This is a genomic window from Pseudoalteromonas luteoviolacea NCIMB 1944 (assembly GCF_001625565.1).
Lineage (GTDB): Bacteria > Pseudomonadota > Gammaproteobacteria > Enterobacterales > Alteromonadaceae > Pseudoalteromonas > Pseudoalteromonas luteoviolacea_F.
Genome location: NZ_AUXS01000051.1, coordinates 1 through 22,260 on the forward strand (window position 1 = coordinate 1; position 22,260 = coordinate 22,260).

Sequence of the window (22,260 nt, forward strand, 5' to 3'; positions counted from 1 at the left end):
ACGTGAGTAACTATATATCCATAGAACCAAATAGGACAGGCACAAATTTTTTGCATAAATTAGGTTGCTTGACTACTGTTTAAATATCCAGCTTCATTTGAGTTGAATAGATATGACAAGAGCAAGGAAAGCACTGATAGATCTGTCGTCGACGTCTTATTATCACTTGATAGCACGGTGTGTACGCCGTGCTTTTTTGTGCGGAGGCGATAAGTATACAGGCAAAAACTTTGATCATAGACGGACAAACCAAATAGAATACCAAATAGGACAGGCACAAATTCTTTGCAGGCATAATGAAAGGCATGGGTATGGGAGTAGACGTTCATTTTGATATGAATGACATAAATAAAACTATTGTAATGGCAATGGCTGGTGGTACTGTATCTAAGTTAACCGGTGGCAAGTTTGCAAATGGGGCAGTAACAGCTGCAATACAGTTTGCTGTTAACCAATTGCAAAGAAAGCCACAACAAAATAGGGTTTGGAATCCAAAGAAAAGAGTTTTTCAGGAATTAGGCTCTCAATTACCCGCCAAAAATGCAAAAGGAGAGTATATATATGATCAAAATGGTGATATTGCGTCTATTTATCCGGGTGCTGGAGGGCAACAAGAAATCGCAACATATGGATATGAAAATGCAGCTAAAACAAGTTGTGCTGCGATGCAGAACCAAATAGGACAGGTACAAATTCTTTGCATAAATTACGTTGCTTGACTACTGTTTAAATATCCAGCTTAATTTGAGTTGAATAGATATGACAAGAGCAAGGAAAGCACTGATAGATCTGTCGTCGACGTCTTATTATCACTTGATAGCACGGTGTGTACGCCGTGCTTTTTTGTGCGGAGACGATAAGTATACAGGCAAAAACTTTGACCATAGACGGACATGGTTAGTAGAGAGAGTAAAACTGCTAAGTCATGTATTTGCGATAGAAATAGCAGCATATGCCATTATGAGTAATCATTATCATTTGGTGGTCAAAGTGAATAGGCAGCAAGCACTTAGTTGGTCAGATAACGAGGTAATATCTAGATGGTATAAGTTGTACAAGGGTAGTCCAATCATAGATAAGCAGCGAAACGGTGATGCTCTTAGTGAGGCGGACCAACAGCTTGTATCAGAGTTAGTTGAAAAGTGGCGAGCTAGGCTGTTTGACATTAGTTGGTTTATGAAAAACCTTAATGAGTACATTGCAAAAGAAGCAAACAAAGAAGATAACTGCACGGGTAAATACTGGGAAGGGCGATATAAGTCTCAAGCCTTACTCGACGAAACAGCGCTGCTCAGTTGTATGGCCTATGTAGACTTAAATCCAATTCGTGCTGACATGGCTAATAATCTTGAGAATAGCGACTTTACATCGATTCAAGAGCGCATAAAGTACTTTAAAAACACCAAATCAAACGCAAAGAAATCAAATCTAAATGAAGCCAAGAACCAAGCTAAACAACCTAAATCATTAAAACCGTTTGGTGCGAGGGATCATGGAAACACATTGCCCTTTTCATTATTAGATTATCTTGAGCTAGTTGACTGGACGGGTCGCCATGTCCACCCCAAAAAGAGAGGATACATACCAAAGAGCATGCCCAATATTCTAATATCACTGAAAATTGAAGAAGTGACCTGGCTGGATAGGATACAATACGGTAACTTTGCGGGTTCGCAAACTGTGTTAAGAGCACATGCCGCTAAAAATGATGTGCATTGGTATAAAGGAGTTGGTTAGTAAAAAGTAATTTTATCCTTGCTTATCAATCTAGACTCTTCTTGTTTAATAAAATGAATATATTCCTAAATTATATTTATTTCTACCATAAGGCGGATTTTAATCCCGCTGCTCAGAAAACCTTAGCTGAAAATGCATTTATACAATTTAATTCTAACTTTAAAAAAGAAAGAAAAGTGCCTGTCCTATTTTTTCTGTCCTATTTTTTCGTAGTAACTTATTCAAATATGTGATTCAGAGGGCTGGTCAAAGAAGCCTTTTTTGGATGCACACGATAGTGTTGTGAAAGATAAATTCGAAAATATATATACGATTAAAAGAAAGCAAAACCGAAGTAAGACATTTGAAGCTCGAATGATTGCTGATCACAATGAAACGATATTCGGTTGCTTTTTAAGCGTCTACGACAAAGATGGAAACTTGTTGGTAAAGGAAAGGCTATTTTATGAGGAACCTGATGAGTATTTATTTAACTCACGTATTGGTGATATTAAATGGCTTGATAACTCTACCATTGTATATACTTCAAACACGAAACAAGAATTGGCGAGATTTAGTTTGAATTAATACAAAGTACAAAAGACACTCAATCCAAGGAGAAGTATAGCAGATACCCAACGTAACTTAGCTCTCGTTCAAGAAGTGAACGATGGGATTGCCAGGGAAGTGTCAAATCAGTTTGTCAGATACTTCGTATTATCATTGTGTTTCACGTTGTGTGTGTCGCTGCACAAATGCTAAATGAGGTAGGAGGTTCGATGTGTGAAACATGTCAACTATATGATTTAAAAATAAGGTAAAAGAAAAACGCCACTCGTTTTCAAGCGAATGGCGATAACGTTGCGTATACTAATTTTAAGGTATCAAACAATACTCGCCTGATATAGTAGCATTAGGGTTTGCGCATGCTTTGGTAAATCTTGGTGTATAGATATTACCGCATTGACTATGGTTAACAATTGTTGAGCCTGTGCCACAATAGTATTTTTCCGAGTACTCTAATCCTCGCTGACAATGCACTTGGTTGTTGCCAGTCAGATTACAGGCATAAGAATATTTTCTCAGGTTATGTTCAGTAATTGAATCTTTCGGTAAATTTATGTCGCAGCTCCATTGACCATTGGTATTGCTCATCAACGCAGGCTTTCGACAATAGTACAAGCCATTAAAGGCATTGTAAGTCTCACTGGTGTTTGCTTGGGGACAGGCTAAACCATAGCTTTGATTCGAACCATCAGCACATTTATAATAAACACGCTCTGTTTTAACGCACTTGTTACCAATCTGCTGAACTCCAGATTGAGAATGGCACCCTTGATCACTATTACGTCCAGCATCTTGCGAAGCAAATATCAGCGACTGCCCACTAAGTGGAACATCGGTTTGAGGTAGCATCGCTTTGTTCGCTGACCAATCACCAATATAAATTTGAGATGCACTACCATCAGGGTTAGGTCCTGAAGCTAAGCCTCGACTCCATATTAAGCTCATGCTACTTGTGCCATCGGTATTGTGAACAGATCTGACATTATTGTCGCTGTAGCTTGGATCTCTATAGTGATTGGTATAAATAGGGGGTTGCCAACTGCCTAATTGGCCATCTGGGTTATGTAATATAGCAATGCGTTCACCGCCAGCAAAGCCATCCTTATCTGATGCAGTCGGCACGGCCACTTTCACCCCATTGCCAACAATTTTGATTGTGCCAGTTGAGTAATTATGGTCTATTTTTGGCCAACCAGATAGCATTGAACCACTACTGCCGCTAGCAAAGCGGTTTGTAACTCGCTCTTCTAGCCATTGCGAATCAGACCAAGTAAAACGACTGGTGTAAACGTTCTGATCTGCAATATATCGACTAGGAAGGGGGCCATATGCGGTGCTGGTATTTCCTGCAATAAGAAGTTCAGCGCGTGCCAAATTACCTTGGTTATCAACCCTAAAATCAAGATCTTTCAGATAAATTCGACGACAAACCGTTGTGTAATTGCCAACTTGCTCACTACACCATGATTCTGTTGAAAAGTTGTTTTCAATGTTTTGATACTCTCTCACTTGAAATTGCTTTAGTTCAGCTGTTTCATTAATAGAATCATTAGCTGAAAGCACTAATTCATTATTCTGATTAAACCAAGTCTCACCATCATTGGTAAACATGAAATATAAATTGGTTCTGTTATCCGAGGGAGAGTATTTGTTTGGATTACTGTCTCGTAGGTGTAAATTAAAAGCAATGGCTACAGAACCATTGTGTTCTTTACTGACATTATAATGGCCTTTTGCAAAGTAATGGCTTTGAGGTGTTGAGTTAGGGTAACTTTTCTTTGTTAAAGCGATTAGCTCCCTTGGCGTAGAAAACTTGACTGTCTCACTGCCTTGAGGAGTGATCCAAGAAGTGTATGTTGCACGAATATAGTTAGGATCACCCGCATACCAGTGATTGTTATTTTGCGAGTTATATACACCAACATAGCGAGTATGGACCATGAGGAATTTCTTTTTCGATTCTATCCACCAAACTTGAGGGTAGGTGAATCCCATGTAATTCTTTTCTCTATGTTGGCAAGTCTTAGATGAGCCCGTTTCGCAAAAATCTTGCTGTTGAAATTTATCTGAGTAAACAATTTTAAAGCCTCCCTCCAGTGGAAGACCTGAAGAGTCATCAATCGAGCGGTTGCTTCGATATATCAAACCACCGCGCTTACGCCCACGACCTGAAACAAATACATATAAGTGGCCTTGATCGTCGATGCTGATCACTGCGTTATCGTGCCCATCACCAGTACCTTTTACGTGCACGGTTACGGGAGCTGACACTTTGCCAGTACTGTTATCATAAGAGGCGACCATTATCGCTAAACTAGAATAAGCGACCATGCGGCTATGTGGCTCTTGATGCTCTGGATAATGCTCAGAAGAGCCATTAATGACAAAATAAGTTTTATTGCCTCTTTTTACTGCCATAGGGGCAGCTTTAGCACCGCCAGTTGTTGAAGGTCCGGCATATTTTAAATTGGTGAAGTTCGAGTTATCCCAAGCAATGCCATACCATGACCCAGTAAATTTTCTGGTGCTTTGCCAAGTGATGTTTCTATCAAAAGGATCAATCTTGCGCCCATCAGGGTGTGTTCCTTGATAATAATTGTATCGATCAAAACGGCCATCAATAATATTGATATTACTATTTACGAAATCGCGAGCTGATTCATTTGCATAAACAAAGGGCTGCGCACAAAGAAAGACAAAGGTGGTAAAACTCACCTTGAATAGATAAAGCATGGTGTTTTTCATTCAAAGATCCTGTTTTCATTGTTGTGTTTAATTTAATGGTACTTATCCATTGCGACAAATTAAACATATGTTTTGTAAGCAAGTATTTTAAAGCAGGATTAAGCTAATAATTGGGTTTTGTTGTGTAGTCTAATTCATATAATGGCACTTGTAATAACTCAATTAGGTGGATTTAGTGGTTTTGTTGAATAATTTATTTGGTAGAACATTCTGGGATTACCTGGGCAGCCACTTCTATATAAGTGTTGGCTTATGCGGGTTCAGGAGTCTATCTGGTTAAATGATAGTGCTTACCCTTTGGTGTTGAAATATGATATATAAATTCGAACCGGAATTAGAGGCCAGTGTATTTAAAATACCTCCGGGCCTATATGTGATTAAGGTGTAAAAATGAATAAAAGTATAATTGTTCTTATAATGCTAACTTTTTGTAATGCTGTTGAAGCGAAAACTAGCTTTATAGCGGCAGGAGAGGTGTCAGAGCTCCTTGTTTTCCCAAATAATTCACTAGTTGTGCGTCTTGAAAAATCCACTGGTTGTAAAAAGGAAAGCTACTTTTTGAAATCTGGTATTGATTCTAGAGAATTAGTTGTTGACGTTATATTACTCGCTTTACAAAATAGGATGACCATTAGTTTGCATAGCACGAATGGTGTGGAATGTACTAATGATCAGCTGTATCTTGATTTGGTTAAAATAAAGTCTTATTAGTTAAATTATATATACGCTTATCTAGAGTAGTATAAAAGACACCCAATCTAATTTCTCTGCACCTGCTGGTCTTTTTGACGCCCTTGTCGTATTTCTCCTATTTTTTGGTCTCGTCTATTTGACCATTATAGCTGCATCTATCGACTTTCTGGCTTAGGTGGAGCGCTATATACAGGTGTAATTACTGCTCGATTGAACCTATCTCGCTAAAGTTGTGAACTGAAAAATGAAAACAGCTATAAGAATGGCCTAGTTATCGCCAAGCATGTAGAACGTGAAGGGCAGTATGGCCAAAGCTATTATAAGTTCAAACCTTAGTAGCCGTGGACAAGTAACTGGTTATAAAAAGGCGATGCGCTTATGTCGGTGTTTTTCAACATTAAAGGCGTGACGAAAACCATTTCGAGTACAGGCTATAGTTATATTCAAGCGGATTCATATCACTTTGCTCAACGGCACTACTGAATAAATTACCTATAAAAGCACAAGTTACGCTGTAAGTACGTATATTTTTCAGCGAGCACGCTGAGAAAATTATGTATAGACATTCGCTTGCAATATATATAGAAAACGCCAAACAGATACCCGAATTTAGGTTTTCTGTTGGGAAAATAAGGTAAAAATAGATTAAGTACTGGCAAAAGTGAGTCAGCATTGCCGACCCACTTTTTCATGTTTAGTCGCTCAAATCGGCATCATCTGATTGCGGTTTAGCTTGCCTGTGAGCCGCTCTCGCAAGGATTTCAACATAGAATGAAGTTAGATTCTCTTGCTGAGTTTGATCAATGAGTTTATTGAGTTGTGATACGTGAACGGCTTCAGCTTCAGCCTCTGTATTACCGAATCTACAATCAAAATCCCAAAAATCTGCACCTTCAGGCAAAGTTTTATTGCGCTCCCGTTTAAGGTACTTTTTTATCTCATATTTAACCGCGTCTACACGCCTTGCTAGTTTGATTTTGGGGTGCGTTAATTCAAATGTCTTTTTCATAATTGCCTTTAAACAAGAAATACTCTGGCCTGCATTCAGCTTGGCGAGTAAAAGGGGAACTTTTGGTTGCCAATTTGTACTTGAGTACAGACTAGCAGTGCCATTGTACTTTAAGTTTAGCAGGCTAGCATCTACTATTAACCCACTTTTAATGCTGTGTGTAACCAGCTCAAACCATTTTCACTTAGGCTGACTTACATCGCCACACCAATGGGAGTGCAGGAGACACTTGTAGTTGCGACAAAATTACAGCCACCTACATTAACTTGGCAGCCGTTTAAAATGGCCGCCTCAAAATGGAACTGATCACAAATTCAGCGCTGTTTATTGCTTGAATGCACTGAAGAGTATAGAAAAAGCTATGTTCACATAGGCAGGAGCATCTAAAGTCTCAATGAAGATATGAAACTTATAACAATTAAGGGTGGTATCATAGGCTTCTCACATTTTAGCAATACTTAAATTCCAGCCAGAAAGTGGGTAAAAACCTCACCGAATTATATATCATAGATAAATCTAGCGTAGTGAACTGTTACTGATTTGCTTTTGTTTTACAAATAACCCAAGTATAGCAGTGATATAAACTATTGCCTGCATTGTTTTTTGATTGTGGCTACAATATTAATATAATTATATTGGGGTCGAACAAGCCTAGCTTTTATTTTAAAACTTAACTTTTGTAAATTGTTTTAGATAAAATTGAACTTTTTAAACTGGATTATATCTGACCTTAAATTTCGCTTTTTATAAGGCGGTAAAAAGTAAGCTGGTCAGGTTTTTATCTGTGAGCTTGACTCTTTCACTATAGGGTGAGGCAAAGGAGGGACTGTGCAACTATCAGAGTTTTTTTTAATCAATAAGCTCTGGATGCATTTGATAGTAAAAAAGAGCACTGTTCTTGCACATCCATGTATTGCGAAAGGGTATTTTTCATCTTGGCTAAATGTCAGCTTAAATATAGTTAATTCTAGTTATATGTGGGGGGTAATATTTTATTTTTATAAGGGTGGTCAATGATTTTACCGAAAAGCATATTTTAGCCATGCTGTTATTAGTATTAAACTAAGTGGGAATAGACAGCATCTATCAAAGATGACTTTTTAATATATAAGAAGAAAAGGTGGGTTTGGGCATACTCACTCATAATTTATGGGAAATAGAATCAAGGTTAGCAGGGTAGCTTTTGCAGGTGAAAAGTTAATCCGATCTTGACATTATAATAACAATAAGGGAGTTAATCACAGTGCCAAATCTTTTTCGATATTTTATTTTAACCAATATATTCATCGGGTCCGCAGTTCTATCAGTGCAAGCGAATTCAACACCAGTTGTGCGAGTTGGTGAAGCTCAGCAATGGCAGCAAGGAATCAAAAAGCCGCTGTATTGCCATAGTGACGTCCCTTTTCGCCAGCAAGTTTCAAGTCATGTATCTGCTGAGTTAACTTGGTTGTTGCCAGCTGGTAGCCAAGTTAAAAAGGGCGAATTATTAGCAAAGCAAAATGATTTTTACTTAAAGCGTCAGCTAGCTCAATTGGATGCAAATGCAAAAGCTGCGCATGCAAACTATGTTTACTCGCTCAATGAGTATGAGCGCCTGAGCAAATTAGATGAGGGAGGGGTTGTATCCAGCTCGGAATTACAACAACACAAAAGGGATTACCAAACTGCATTAGAGCAAAACAAAATTTATGCAGAGCAATTCCGTTTAGTTGAGCATCAGTTGAACAACTTAATTCATCGAGCCCCCGCTGATGGTGTTGTTCTATCTTTGTCGAGTGAGCCTGGACAATGGGTTGGAGAAGGAGAGAGCCTCCTGGTTTTCTTGCCAGCTGAGCAGCAGGAAGTTACTTGCCGCGTTGCGTTGGAATTATATCAGGAGTTCAATCAATTTAAGGATGTAAAGCTATCATTAGCCGATGGCACAGAGCTGTTTTTAGATCGCCATGCAGGTTTAGTAAGCAGTCAAGATCAGACGATCAATTTACATTTAAAATTCAAGAACAGTCGCCCTGAAAAATTTCTTATAGGACAACGTCATGTCGTTGATGTCTCGATGGCTGCTAATAACTTAACTAAGGTGCCATATGATGCTTTGACTATTAATAAGCAAGAATATTACGTTTGGCGTGTAGGTCAAGATAACAAAGTAACTAAAGTTGTCGTAAAAATAACTGACACGGATAGAAACTATTCAGTGATCCAAGGAAATATTCGAGCTGGTGATAAAGTGGTGGTCAAAGGGAAAGTGGCACTCAAAGATGATCTTGAAGTTACTATTAAAAGTCGGGTTAAGTTATGAGGTTAGTTGAAAAATATAGCTCTATTATCATCGCCTTTTCATTTTTACTCGTGGTCTTGGGTATATTAGCAGGTGTAAAGCTCCCCAATGCGCTGTTACCTAAAATAGATAGAGCACAAATTGCCGTGGTGACAGCTTGGCCGGGTAAAACCGCTGCTGAAATTGAGCAGAGCTTGGTTTCTCCTCTTGAGCGTCAGCTGTCTGGTTTGAGTCAATTAAAAAATTTACAAACTAATATTACAAATGGCCAAGCTTGGACAACCTTAAACTTCCATTACCAAGCTGAAATGGAAAAAGTCTATATGGAGGTTTTAGCGCGTATCAATCAGGTTCCAGACTGGCCTTCTCAAGTGGCCAAACCTAGAGTGATTGACTATAGCAATGGTGCAGGGTCAACTCTGGCGTCGTTATTTTTGTATTCAGATACCGAGAAGTCACAAGAAGATTTTATGCATGCATATCGAGCTTATGTTGAACCAGCCATAACAGATATTCCTGGGATCACAAGCATCAATATGGATAACAATCGACTGGCACAACGAGTAGATATTGAGTTTGACCCACAAAAGTTAACACAGTTATCACTGAGCATAGATCAAGTGACTCGTAAGCTACAAGGGTTGGTAGACCGATCGGGAGACAGTCTTTTATTGGGCTCGAAGGAATATGATTTGCATTTTAAGGGTCAAATGGCATTGAGTGAGCTACGCAATTTACCGGTTGCGGTTACTGGCGTTCGAGTTGTTCGCTTAGGTGAATTAGCAACTGTACACAAGCGTTTTGTGTATGATTGGTCATACTCGACTTTTAAGGGTAATCAAGCAATTTATTTTTACTTGCAACCAGATAAAGATATTAATGTGTTGGAAACCATTGATTTGATCAAAGCCACTCTAGCCGAGTTAAACGAGGGGCCTTTGTCGTCACTGGATCTTAAAGTTGTGATGAGTCGAGACAACTCGCTACCTATTAAACAGGCGCTGCTACTGGTTTATGGTAATTTACTGTTAGGCGTTCTGCTCGCTTGTGGTTTTTTATATTACTTCATTCGGAATATGCGGGTCGTATTTCTAATCTTTGTTAGTATCCCTGTTTGTTTGTCTCTGGTGCTTTTGGGAATGCAACTGGGTGGACGCAGCCTAAACTTAATTTCTTTGGCGGGAATGGCTTTGTCCGTCGGGCTATTACTAGATGCTTCCATTATTATCGTAGAAAACATTCAACGCTTGAGAAACACAGGGCTTTCGCTTATAGAAAGCTGTCGTCTAGGTGTACTGCAGGTGCGAGCCGCTCTTATTTCTTCTACTTTGTCTAGCATTGTCATTTTTGTGCCTATCGTTTTAATGCACTCCGAAGTGAGCCAATTATTTGGAGATCTCGCATTTACAATTTCTAGCGCTTTGGTGGCATCAATTTTGGTTGCGCTGTTTCTATTACCTGCATTGTCGCGGCAGCTTTTGCCAAGTCAGCAAATCGTTACAGGAAAGGAGTTGTCTAATAAATGGACCATGTTTGTTACGGCACCATCTCGCTCAAAACTTCAAGGAACGGTTTGGCTGGTATTGGCGATACCTGGTGCTTTGATATTCAGTTGGTGGATGAAGCCTGAGTTAGATTTATTACCCAATCCAAAAGAAAATATTGTGATGGTATATACGGCTTTTGACGAACCGCTCTCAGTCAATGCAGCGAAATTACAGATCGGTGATGTGATGGAACAGCGTATTGCCGCACAAAAAGAGCAGGGTGCACACCCAGCCTTTGATATTCACGGCTCTTTCTGTAACCCTGCTTATTGTTTATTGTATTTTTATCCAGAGGGCAAATGGGACTTTCCCGCGTTTAAAAAGTGGGTAGATACTGAGATTGTACAAGATTTGCCAGATGCGAGAACCTATGTTTATCAAGGGACTTTGCTTCGATTAGCGTTACCAGATGCGCGCACTAGTCAGCTCGATTTAAAAGGATTGAAATTGCCAGAGTTACAAAAAGCTGGACAAGAATTACTGGCGCACTTGATCAAGACCTTTCCTGACGCCCGGATCACTGAAGTTATTCCAATGCGAGATACGGTGGCTAGAATAGAGTTTAAACCTAAAGTGGATACGCTCGCATTTATGGGATTGTCTCAAGCTGAGTTGAATCAGATTTTAGTGACTTTAACAGATGGCGCTTACCTTGGTCAGTTTTATGCAGATAGTGATACTTTGCCGTTCTACTTAAAAGGGCAAACTCCCGAACATCTTGAGCAATTATTGCAAACAGAAGTGATGATACCTAATCAAGGGCTGCACCCGCTGCGCTCTTTGGTAGAAACGCAGCTCAGTTTGGCTCCCAGTGCTATATACCGTACGGATCGTGAAGTGAGTATGTCAATAAACCTAGTACCTGCTAATGGTCAACCCGTTGGTCCGTTTATTACGCAGGTAAAGGCTGAAGTTGAAGCATATTTAGCGCAGCGACCAGAGCAAGGGTTATTTATTAATTACCGAGGTAGCGCAGATCAATTGAGCGGTTTTTTAACTGAGTTCTTCCAGATGTTTTGCATATCCTTGTTGATTTTATTTTTATTGATAAGAATGGCACTTAATTCTTGGTCTTTGGCGATGGCTGTTATGTTGTCAATGCCTCTTGCTTTAATTGGTGGCATGCTTTGCCTAAAAGTCGTTGATTATTTCGCTCCACAAAACTTGGATATTGTCACTATGATTGGCTTTATTATTTTAATGGGACTTGTGATAAACAATGCCATTTTGCTTGCGAGTCAATACCGTTCGGCAATGGCATCAGGGCAAAGTCAACAGCAAGCCATTGTTCAATCTAGTCGTTATCGTATGCGTGCTATTTATATGAGTACCGGAACAAGTATTTTTGGTATGTTGCCGCTGATGTTAAGCCCCGGAGATGGTTCAGAGATATATCGAGGGTTAGCAGCTGTCATTGTTGGCGGTATGACGTTCAGTGCTTTGTTTAGTTTAGGCTTTATGTCCGCGTTATTATCACTGCCTATATTCAATAAGCAACCTCAGTTGAGGCATGATTCTGAAAATGAGCCCATGTTAGAAAGCCAGTAAAAAGGTGGCTTCTACCGTTATTGCTTTCAAATTGAAAGAGTAAAGGTTGAAGCCATAACTATTTATTTCACGCGTTAGTTTTATTGGGTAGTCGGTTTTTACATTGTATTTTTTGCGCAGCTGCTGCCTATTACACAACGTGGGTCTAGTGAGTTTAAAAAAGCTCGCATAAGCTAGGTGAATCAATCTCGTTTTTTATAGAGGCAGAGGTAATATGAGGCACAGGAGTGTGCCTCTTTGTAACCTTTTTCTTGACTAGTTTGTGTCGGACTAAAGAAGCTGAATCATAACATATGCTTTGTCAACTCGCGGTTTAGTGGAAGGTTAATGTTTTTTCCTGACAGGTCATGGTGCTTTCTTATGAGGAACGAGTTGTAAAAGCGCTTATTTTTGTCATCAATGGCTTTTTCATTGAACCCGCTATCGGCTTGCTCAATTCTGACAATGCCATCGTTGATGTCCTGCGGGTACTGGAAGTTCCTCGCTTCTGCACCGTGTTTGATTACTTGTCCCCCCTTATAGCCGCCCCATTTGATAGCCGCAGAGTTTAAGTCAATCTTCATGCCCATCTCAAATCGACTGATATTGCCAAACAACTTATGTACTTTAGGGGCATCGGGGGTTCTATCTGCGTATGGGATGTAGGCATTTTTTATGGAATTAAGGTCATCTTTTAGATTGTATTTCCCTTTACTTCTTGCATCTCCTCTTAGTCGATTAATTTCATTGACTTTTCCTATATCTGATTTTGCATGTGATATTGAATACAAGTCATAGTCACCTGTATATGCTTTTTTGGTTGCAGGATCGCTCACATACTTCATATCATCTTCTTCACTGCTTTCGACCAAACCTGTTTTTATCATTTCTGTTATTGCTCTATTTGCTTTTTCTACTTCATTTAGAATGGAGGTTGCAATTTCTGCGGGAGTGTTTAATGCATCTAATTTTTTTTGATCAATGCTTCTCAACCACTTTGAATAAATTTGGTCAACCGGGATAAATCCTTGTTTGAGCTTATTACTTAATAAACCGGCATCTGTCGTTGGTATGCCTTGGTGTTCTAAAACAGTATTCAAATACTTGATATGTTTTTCACTCAGCTTTGATGTATCGATTGATTTTCCTTTGACCCAAAGCGGTTTGGCTGGGTAACTTTCTTTGAGGTATTTTGTGGCATGTTTTCCTGCAGGTCGAATGAGAACGGGTCCAGCTTGGCGTTTTTCTAGCATTTGACTAAATGCCATTGCATGTTGGCCGACAATACCACCTTTATCCTCGACCTCCATTGCGGACTTATGTGCCCTTGAATCAAGCTGCTTAGAGGGCATAGAGCTTGCGATACCGTTATTCAAGCGTGTGTTAATTTTGTCTAACTCTCTAATTAAGGTTGCTTCTTCTTGACTCTTAGGCTGCATGACATCCAGTTGTTCTAGTGCGCTCTTTGGATCAATATTTGAGTTTTTATTGGTAGGTGGGTTTTTGGCGCGTTCCTTCCCAGAATTGTCTTTCATAAATGCATTTTCAAAGTTTTTCTTAGTATTTAAATAGTATGTTTTATATTCAGCCTTAAATTGACGATATTGCCTGTGTTTGGTGAGTTTAAACTCCTGAGCAATTTTACTGTATTTGATCCCGGGCATCAGGGTGTAATTTTCTATAAATGATTCATTACTCATGATCGAACCAGTTACTTTTTGTCTAATTGGAAGTGGACGTTTTTGTATCTGAGTGGGAGTTGGGGCAGCAGAGCGCTCACCAAGCATGACACCGTACAACCCTTGATTTGTGATAAAGCCATTTTGAAAACGCTCGGCTGTTCCAAAAGTATGTTGAGGTAACGTTTGTGACTTTTTGTTCTGGCCGTTAGTACGACTTTCTTTCGACTGTAAGACTTGTTTGTTCATAAATAAACCTTTTTACGTCGGTGTTCTGCAATATAATTTCCACGCTTGTCTTTTGTAATGGGATCTAGGCTGTTCACTATGACAGTGAGTGGCTCTCAGTTCTAGACGTTCATAAAAGGAAGGTGTGAATTATTGACTTACTCTTCAACTAGCTTGTTGTTAGCTAAGTATTGGTTGTAGTGCATAGTGTGTGTTTTAGAACTAAGACGCGGTGATATATAGTGACAGTAGATATGGGACAGGCACAAATTTCGGAAACTTATCAATAAATATGGGGCGGGCGCAAATTTCAAAAACTTCTCAAGTGCGTAGTGAATATTTGAATTGATGATGAGTGATTTTAGTAACTCAGGAATTATAAATAACATAGGTTAAATATCAATGTGTTTAATTTTACTGTGTTGTTGTTCTTGTTTATATGCTGTAATATTGTTTTTTAATGTGTTTGTTGATTATATTAAAATAGGAAGTGAAATGAAACTCAAAGGTTTTTTAATTTCTTTATTGGCATTGTTCTCTATTAGCTCGTTTGCGGCAGTTGACTGCCAACCCCGTAAAGTTATTAATGTTCAGGTCGAGAATACTAAGGTGTTGGTGAGTTTAGAGGGAGCAAGCTGGCACTTAGTAGGAAATAATGATCATCCCGCTACTGAGATGAAGTTATCGGTTTTGATGTATGCTCATGCCCAAGACAAACCGGTTACTCTGCGCTATCCTGATGGCTATAACTGTACTAGCTACAATACAAGTACACCTTCTTTGATGGTTAGATTAAGTAATTAAAATTAACTGTACAAGCTATGCGTTACCTGTTTAGAAATAGAATAAACAGGTAACGCGAAACAACTAATTTCTTCTAGTGTTTTTCGGGCTGTTTACTCTATTTATAAAAATAAAGGTTCAGAAAAAATATAATCAAATATTTCTTTTTAAATTGCCATGTAATATGTGTCCTAGTGTGCCTTTTTAACCCATATATAATGATATTGATTGCTCGTTAATATAGAGGTGGTAAGTGCATATTTAAACTATTAAATACTAAGTTTGGATTGAATGTCACTCTAAATTGAGCAGCATTAGTTCTTTTTCTATGGTCACAAATTTTGAGTAATAAACTGTTTTGTCGGCTACATTGATATCACTAATGTTTTCGAAGGTATTCCCAAAACTAGTGAGGTGCGTTAGTTGTGCCAACATAGGGTTATAACGCCAAAGGGAGTTAGATGATGAAGTGATGTAGAGAACTCCTTCATATGCAAAGAGTCCGCTAGTTTCAATTCCATCTAGTGTGGTTATCTTATGACGAACTGCGTTAGTCACTTTATAAATTGACTTGTCTTCGAGAATAAATAGCTCGTTACGATGAGTGAGTTGCGCTTTGTCGCTGTCCCCTAAATACAATGGCTGATACTGTTGATTATTTAAATTGAGCAGCGCTAAATTTGGCAAAGTATCCTGTAGCAATTTTACTAAAAGTCGATTATTCCCTTTATCTTGATAAATATCTAAGAGTGGGTGTGGAGTTTTAATCGCTGAAACTTTGCCATCCAGTGCCAAATGATAAAGATGCTTGTTGGCTAGAGTAAATAAGGCGGTCCCGCTTTCATTCCAAATTATATTCATTGGCGTGATTGCGTTTGAAAAACTACTTAGCTGAACTGTTTTTCGCTGTTCTTGATCGTATAACCATACTTGATCGCTACCGCTTCTTGATGAAATAAAGGCTACAAGAGCGCCGCCCGGTTGCTGCTTAGCGTTAAACTCATCAACGTTACTACGCGAAAAAATAGTGACGTTACTAGGAGTTTGAGTCTGATGTGTATACCACTTTGCCAGGCCTATATCTCTGTCAAAGTTACCCATTGAGGCAACAAGCTGATTCTTACTCGGGTGTACAGCTGGGTACAGTATTTTCTCTGCAGCAGGTTGTAAATAGGTATTCATTGCTCCTGTTTGGCTTATAGTTATTAGTTGGTTATTTTTAGATGCCAATAACCTCGGAGAATCAAAAAGCCAACGCATATGGCTAATTTGCGATATGCTTTTATGCTCATCCAGTTCAATCTTATCTATGCTGTGTGTGCTCGTGTTATATATATTCAGTTCAAGGGGGGTATATTTTTTGTACTCGATCCAAGCTAATTTACTTAGCGGTAGAGAATAATCAAGCGCGCTGATTATTTTATTTTCCACTCTGTGCAGTTTTTTTACTTCGCTCGTGCTGATATCAAGAAGTTTGATATAACTGATCTGATCTTGTTGGGTTATGAAAGCGATTGTTGAAGCAGTTAGCCAAACAGGTTGTTTATGTGTACTTGAACCACAATGATGATAAAGCGTGGAAGGTTGTGATGATGCTTTTGCTAAGTTAAAAGAAATGCCTCGAATTTCGTTACATGCCTTAAGCGTGTTTATATGTGTATGCTGCTCAGCTGCTAGCGTGTCTGTTTTTTGTTTCGGCTTACACTGCGCACTACTAGTGAAAACGATGCGCTCTCCGTCGGGCGACCAGCGTGGTACTCCATAATTACCCAGCTCTTCTGTGAGTAGATATTCTTCACTAGTATGTATGTCTCTAGCCCAAAGTTGATTCTCACAGTTCCCGATAAAGCGCTGAAAAGCAATATATTGACCATCAGGTGAAAAGCTCGGTTTTAGCTCAATGTAGTCGGTTGCAGTCAAAGGAGTGAGCGACTTCACAGTTAGATTTGTTTTTGCAGAAATAAGTAACGCGACTAACGCCATTATCACGCAAAAAAGCAATCCACCAAAAACTAGTAGCCAGTTATTTCTCAAAAAAGTTGTGTGATTCGATGTGGGGGAGTTGCAGTTGTCACCAATCTTTTTTGTACTTGGACTATGCCACTTTACTTCAGGAATTAAACTGTATCCAATTTTAGGATGGGTAGCGATGACATTTTGTGACTGGGCTGTGTCGTTAAGTACTTTTCTGAGCTGGCCAATGCAGCGCTGAATGGCGTTAGCTGAAGTCACCGTATCTGGCCAAACCGTTTGTAAAATGGAGTCGTGATCGACTACTTGTCCTCGATTTTTTGCAAGGATGAGCAGGACCTGCATCACTTTTGGTTCTAGCGACGAAGTGCCGAACTCTGTGGTAATTTGTGAACGCGCCATATCAACATGCGTAGTACCAATGTAAAACTCGACCATTGAGAGCCTTTAGTTTTGTTTATTGTGAGTAACGATAATTTTCCGAATCCAGTATAACTATATTGCCAAGTTTTACTAGCTATTTACCTTCTATCTATCTGTTAAATATGAATAAAAAAACCACAGCTTTTCTCCAGTAAAACTCAATGAAAATTTCATTGTGCAACTTTTTTAGATCTTGAAAATGACATCAAAAAAGTACAACAAGAGTAATTAATATGAAAAAACATGTCGTTTGGTGCCTTTTAGCAATCAGTATTTTATTTTCCCACTTTTCTTATTCGCAAAGTGCGTTATTACCCACCTTAACCAAGGTGCGCGATCACGTTTATAACTTAGACATCGGTTATGAAACTAATGTTGGTATAGTAATTGGTGAAAAATATGTCGTACTCATAGAGTCTGGGTTTGGTAAGTCAACAAACAATAAAATAATTGAAGCGGTGCGGTCACTGACCGACAAGCCCATCAAGTATGTGGTGAACTTACATATGCATGGCGATCATACCGGAGGTAACAATTTTTTTGCGTCAATAGGGGCAACTATCATCAATCAAGAAAATGTTATTTACAGCGAAGAATATGATACGAAGTACCCAACTAGCAGTCGTTTGCATTTTAAAAATAAAATGGCACTAGAGCTGGGAAACGAAACCATATATTTGGAGCATATCAACTCTCATACTTTTGATGATGGGATTATCTATCTTAAAAAAGGAAACGTACTTTTTATTGGAGAAAATATCAGGCCACAGCATCTTGTTAATCCAGGTGTATTGGGTATGAAAAGCTTTAAAATATGGGGTGAGAAGGTATTTGCAAACATCGATAGCGACACTGCCATTGTGCCTGCGCATGGTAAAGCGGTTATTAATATGCAGGTGCTAACAGAGTACAGAAAAAACTACGTTGCTTGGTTTAATCGTTTTGCTCAGCTGTACCGAGAAGGAAAATCAAAAGAGCAAATGTTTGCTGATAAAACAGCAAGAAAAATAGCAAAAAAATTAAACTTGGATAACAATCCTAAACACTTCGATTATTATGATTATTATTCGACAACGTTAATTGATGGAGATATCGATGTGCCTGTAGCACTTTCTGTCTCGCAACTTGAAGAGTATTTAGGCCGTTATACGGCAAACGGTAAGCCTGATATTATAGTTGAATTATCCGATGGACAGCTATTAATAAAGCAATTGGGTAGTATCATTTCATGGATAAAACCTTACCAAGGTGATGGATTTAAAGTGATGAAATACCGTGGAGGAACCGTTGTGTTTGAACGAGATAAACAAGGTCAGGTTGTTGCCATCAAAACCCACCCAGATGAGCGTGCCCGTAACAAAGAAAAGTACGAAGGTGTATTTGCTAAACTGCCATAACACGAATTACACATGAGAAATCCGGACATACAATTTATGTTAAATTAATCATTTCCAACGGGGCAGTTTTTTGCTGCCTCATTATTTTGACATCTACTAAACGCATTTCAGTGATCAACCCCATGCAATAAAAAATGTCATTGGCATATATCCGGGCTTAAATGCTATTCAGCGCCTCCCAAATTTAGCTTTGGCCAGCTAACCCACTTGGCCTAATTGAAAACATCTAATCAGTTAATAATGTACTTTAGTAAAAATAATATAAAAAGTTCACATATTAATATATTTATAGTTTAGAAGAGTAATTGTAAGCTGTTGAGGGTTAAAGCATAAATTGTTTTTGTTATTAAATAAGTGTGAGGAGATAGGTCTGTTTTGTAGGTATTAAATTGTGTCACTTTTCGCAAAGCGAGTATTCACATACATGGAAAATAAAACGACAAGAGTATTTTATATGTTTTGAGTAAGTTTATTCCCGGTGGTGGTTTTTACTAGATTGTTTTGCTTGTGATTTTAATGAGTTCTTGTTTGATATTGGTTTAAGTTGTACAATGTTTTTTTATCTTATGTATAAGGATTTATTGATGTTAAGAATAATAGCGCTGTGTTTGTTTTTAATTCCATTTTTTTCAAATGCTTCGGTAGAGTATACTGGTCAGGTTAAAAATTACTCAATAGAAGGTGGGATTGTAAAGTTTGCTATTTGCAACTCTGATTCTTCAGTTTGTCGAGGCTTTTGGTTTAAACCAGAAGGTGATTACGCTGCTGCAATGTTATCGATAGTGCTAACCGCTAGAGCAACTGGCGACCAGGTCTACGTTTATGGTCATGCTGTTTCTCAGAACCCTGCAGGTTGGCAATATGGTTCGAATAGTAAAGCGTCGAGTATCATGGTTAAATCTAATTAATTTACGAATTTAATATAAGTAAATAATAAGCCGCTATACTGCGGCTTTTTTGGTTCTAATTAGATAATAAGGCTTGGCTGTTAGTGTCGTAATTTTTTTGAATTAACTTCTGGTATGTTTTTACTTCTTTTAACAACAATAGTGTCAATTTTTTTATTTAATACTCTCGTAGCCTATAACGCCAGCTAATATAAACATTACGCTGCCTGCCAACCTGTCTTGCCAGTGACTTTGGTTATTATTTTTATTGAGCCAACTCCCAAGCTTGCCAGAGAGCAGGGCAATAGAAATATCACAGCATAGGGTGATTAAGGTATATATCGTACCGAGTATCAGTAGCTGCGTTGGTATTTGTGCCGCTTCGTTATTAACAAATTGAGGTAAAAAGGCTAAAAAGAACAACGCTGTTTTTGGGTTTGTGAGCTCCACCACAAAGCTTTGTTTCATGATGGAAAAATTATTTTCTTTGCTCAGTGAAGTGGTATCAGCCGGTTGTTCAGCAGGTTTAAAATACTGCCAGCCTAAATATACTAAGTACATGGCGCCAGCAATTTTCAATCCTGTGTATGCGATAGGGGAGTATTTAAAAATAGCTGCCAACCCTAGCACTGTCGCAATAACATATACAAAAGATCCAATAGCCATGCCGCTTGCGGCTGATACTCCTGCACTTGGCCCTTGGCTAAGACTGCGCGCCATAATGTACAAGATTGACGGGCCAGGGGTAATGCTTAGTAAAAAGCAAACGACAGAAAAGGCCGCGAGCATTTCTAGTGAAGGCATAGTGAGTCCTTATTTAAAGTCTTTGGTTTCTAAGTATAGGGTTTTAGCATTTACAATATCAGTCAACTCAAATATTTTAACTGGTCTGTTTGCTGAGCTGTTTAGTTCGGCTATGTTTCCAGCAAGATAGTCACAATTGGCTACTGCAATTTGATCAAAGCTTGGTGATTTGCCAATCTTATGTACGAGTAAACAGGTGCGATTTCCGAGCCCAATGGTATAAAATAGCCCGTTGTCTTGAGATGATTTTACAACCTTATTTAATATCGTGTTTTGCACATTAAACGTGATGTTTGTGTGTTCGATTTTGCCCGAACGCTCAAAGTGACCAATAAAGATGTCTCCCGAAAATTTCGTAATTTGGCCTGCTCTTAGCTTGTTTAAAGAGAATGTTTCTGGTCGAACTGTGACCAGTTTATGCGCTTTTAATAAAGGCATGAGTTGCGTTTTGTATTGATTTGGTAGCTGCGTTTCAAAAATGAATTGTACGGCATGTTTTCCTTGCGGCATCGGGAGGTGGGATGCGTATATGCGGTCGTTAATTGCGAATAGAGCCATACCGTGTAAGCCGATAGAGTGATCATGTGCACGAACAGAGCCACAAAAGCAAATAAGTAGTAAAAAAGTAAAAGTGTTTTTCATAACAAGCTATTAAATTAAAAAGTGTTGGAGTTAGTCTAGAATATGCTATTTTAGATTCTAAATCGTTTCTGAGTTGTAGTTTTAGATTCCAAAATGGAAATAGCAGATTTACACAAGTTTTTAGTTATCGCGCAGCAGCAAAGTTTGCAAAAAGCGGCTCAGCTCCTTGATACCTCACCGAGTGCATTATCAAAATCATTAAAACGGTTAGAAAACTCACTACAAGTTAAGTTGTTTGACCGAGTAGGGAAGTCATTACGTTTAAATGAACATGGTGCGATGTTGCAACCTAGAGCTGTAGCTTTGACAAATTTAGCTGAAGATACCAAAGCACAGTTAAAACAGGGAAGCAAAGCGATAACCTGTGTTGTTGCTACTTCTAGTATTTTACAATTCAAATGGGCAAGTGTTTTAGCGCGTCAATCCAACATGAATAAACACATTACACTGGCTTTTGACACACAATATGAATCAAATGCATTACATAAGTTGCTTGCAGGTGAAGTGGAATTGGCCATAGTAACAGGCGAACTTGTAAAAAATTTGCCAAATGACATTAAATTTACAAAGCTTGGTGAAATAACTATGCAGATAGCAATGGGACATAGCCACCCTTTGCGCAAACAAACAAGCACCAGCTTAAAACAACTCGTCAATTACCCTTTTGCAGCGCCTGATACTTCACCATTTTGCGGGGAGCAAAGAGGTGTTGGGTGTGATGGTTGGCAGACGCCAAATATTGATAGAAATATAAAGTGGGTGGTTAATGATTATGCAGTACTTGGCCAACTAGTTAAAAGTGGATTGGCATTGGCATATTTACCAGACTATATCGTTAGAGAATGGCAGTTGTGTGAATTGCCTAAAGGCTCTGAAAATTTAGAGTACACGGAGCAAGTTTATATACTCAGCCATAAATCCGCACCAGCTTGGTTAAAACAATTGTTACAAGACCTAGGTACTGACTAAGAGTTAAAAAACAGTCGAGGGCTGGTGTATTTTTGTTCCTTGGTAGGTAAGCAAATGCAGTGGTAATAGAGCTTTTCATTGTTGGTCATGTTTCAACGATTTTTTCGTCACCTAGGCTTGCTCGTTGAAGCCGTATCTGGGGACCTTTTAGTCCATTAGTTTTGTAATTAGCTTGGGACAGGCACTTTTTTGCATTCCTATATTTACTAGTGATATTGCAAAAAGCATTTCTTTAACGTGCCTTATGTTAAGGGTTATGCGTGCGCTTAGGAACTCGCTGAGGAACTTAAATTGGTGTAAGTATAATAGACTGCGTTAAACAAGCCACAGAGCAAGATGGTTTCAAGCGGGTATTTGCCTAAGGTCAATGAAGCGACAATATGGGACAGACACAT

16 protein-coding genes and 1 pseudogene are annotated in these 22,260 nt (G+C 38.7%); 11 read left to right on the forward strand and 6 right to left on the reverse strand.

Annotated elements, in window-relative coordinates; genetic code table 11:
- Positions 1–112: 112 nt before the first annotated feature.
- The 4 genes and pseudogenes from N483_RS27530 to N483_RS19100 form a co-directional block, all read left to right on the forward strand.
- Positions 113–244, forward strand: a pseudogene (locus N483_RS27530) (alpha-amylase family glycosyl hydrolase); the annotation flags it as partial.
- Positions 245–311: 67 nt separating this feature from the next.
- A complete protein-coding gene (locus N483_RS19090) occupies positions 312–719 on the forward strand; it encodes a hypothetical protein (protein ID WP_023398301.1) in 408 nt (135 codons plus the stop codon).
- A 40-nt stretch (positions 720–759) separates the two neighbouring features.
- The gene (locus N483_RS19095; RefSeq protein ID WP_023398302.1) at positions 760–1,737 is read left to right on the forward strand and encodes a transposase; all 978 of its coding nucleotides are present in this window, start codon (positions 760–762) and stop codon (positions 1,735–1,737) included.
- 261 nt (positions 1,738–1,998) lie between these two features.
- Entirely contained in the window at positions 1,999–2,304 is a 306-nt protein-coding gene (locus tag N483_RS19100) for a hypothetical protein (RefSeq protein ID WP_023398303.1), read from the forward strand.
- A 288-nt stretch (positions 2,305–2,592) separates the two neighbouring features.
- On the opposite strand, the gene N483_RS19105 is transcribed toward N483_RS19100, so the two are convergent.
- Positions 2,593–5,028, reverse strand: a complete 2,436-nt coding sequence (locus N483_RS19105) for a hypothetical protein (protein WP_023398304.1) — start codon at positions 5,026–5,028, stop codon at positions 2,593–2,595.
- 390 nt (positions 5,029–5,418) lie between these two features.
- Between N483_RS19105 and N483_RS19110 the strand changes: the two genes are divergently transcribed.
- On the forward strand, positions 5,419–5,739 hold the full coding sequence (locus N483_RS19110; RefSeq protein WP_023398305.1) for a hypothetical protein: 321 nt from the start codon (positions 5,419–5,421) through the stop codon (positions 5,737–5,739).
- A 676-nt stretch (positions 5,740–6,415) separates the two neighbouring features.
- Here N483_RS19110 and N483_RS19115 read toward each other — a convergent pair.
- On the reverse strand, positions 6,416–6,730 hold the full coding sequence (locus N483_RS19115; RefSeq protein WP_023398306.1) for a DUF6172 family protein: 315 nt from the start codon (positions 6,728–6,730) through the stop codon (positions 6,416–6,418).
- A 1,243-nt stretch (positions 6,731–7,973) separates the two neighbouring features.
- Here N483_RS19115 and N483_RS19125 point away from each other — a divergent pair.
- Complete coding sequence (locus N483_RS19125) at positions 7,974–9,029, forward strand: efflux RND transporter periplasmic adaptor subunit (protein WP_023398307.1); 1,056 nt, start codon at positions 7,974–7,976, stop codon at positions 9,027–9,029.
- Positions 9,026–12,103, forward strand: coding sequence for an efflux RND transporter permease subunit (locus N483_RS19130; RefSeq protein ID WP_023398308.1), 3,078 nt, complete (start codon positions 9,026–9,028; stop codon positions 12,101–12,103). The genes N483_RS19125 and N483_RS19130 overlap by 4 nt, the downstream gene beginning before the upstream one ends.
- Before the next feature lie 284 nt (positions 12,104–12,387).
- On the opposite strand, the gene N483_RS19135 is transcribed toward N483_RS19130, so the two are convergent.
- Complete coding sequence (locus N483_RS19135) at positions 12,388–14,010, reverse strand: anthrax toxin-like adenylyl cyclase domain-containing protein (RefSeq protein WP_063383375.1); 1,623 nt, start codon at positions 14,008–14,010, stop codon at positions 12,388–12,390.
- Between the two features lie 474 nt (positions 14,011–14,484).
- Here N483_RS19135 and N483_RS19140 point away from each other — a divergent pair, with 474 nt between their 5' ends.
- A complete protein-coding gene (locus N483_RS19140; RefSeq protein ID WP_052027359.1) occupies positions 14,485–14,793 on the forward strand; it encodes a hypothetical protein in 309 nt (102 codons plus the stop codon).
- 273 nt (positions 14,794–15,066) lie between these two features.
- Here N483_RS19140 and N483_RS19145 read toward each other — a convergent pair whose 3' ends face one another.
- Complete coding sequence (locus N483_RS19145; protein ID WP_023398312.1) at positions 15,067–17,181, reverse strand: winged helix-turn-helix domain-containing protein; 2,115 nt, start codon at positions 17,179–17,181, stop codon at positions 15,067–15,069.
- Positions 17,182–17,399: 218 nt separating this feature from the next.
- Here N483_RS19145 and N483_RS19150 point away from each other — a divergent pair, with 218 nt between their 5' ends.
- Positions 17,400–18,563, forward strand: coding sequence for an MBL fold metallo-hydrolase (locus tag N483_RS19150; protein ID WP_063383376.1), 1,164 nt, complete (start codon positions 17,400–17,402; stop codon positions 18,561–18,563).
- Between the two features lie 584 nt (positions 18,564–19,147).
- Complete coding sequence (locus tag N483_RS19155; protein WP_023398315.1) at positions 19,148–19,471, forward strand: hypothetical protein; 324 nt, start codon at positions 19,148–19,150, stop codon at positions 19,469–19,471.
- Positions 19,472–19,624: 153 nt separating this feature from the next.
- On the opposite strand, the gene N483_RS19160 is transcribed toward N483_RS19155, so the two are convergent.
- Positions 19,625–20,254, reverse strand: a complete 630-nt coding sequence (locus N483_RS19160) for a LysE family translocator (RefSeq protein WP_023398316.1) — start codon at positions 20,252–20,254, stop codon at positions 19,625–19,627.
- A gap of 9 nt (positions 20,255–20,263) precedes the next feature.
- The gene (locus N483_RS19165; protein WP_023398317.1) at positions 20,264–20,896 is read right to left on the reverse strand and encodes a hypothetical protein; all 633 of its coding nucleotides are present in this window, start codon (positions 20,894–20,896) and stop codon (positions 20,264–20,266) included.
- Positions 20,897–20,989: 93 nt separating this feature from the next.
- Here N483_RS19165 and N483_RS19170 point away from each other — a divergent pair, with 93 nt between their 5' ends.
- The gene (locus tag N483_RS19170; protein WP_023398318.1) at positions 20,990–21,865 is read left to right on the forward strand and encodes a LysR family transcriptional regulator; all 876 of its coding nucleotides are present in this window, start codon (positions 20,990–20,992) and stop codon (positions 21,863–21,865) included.
- The last annotated feature ends 395 nt before the right edge of the window (positions 21,866–22,260 follow it).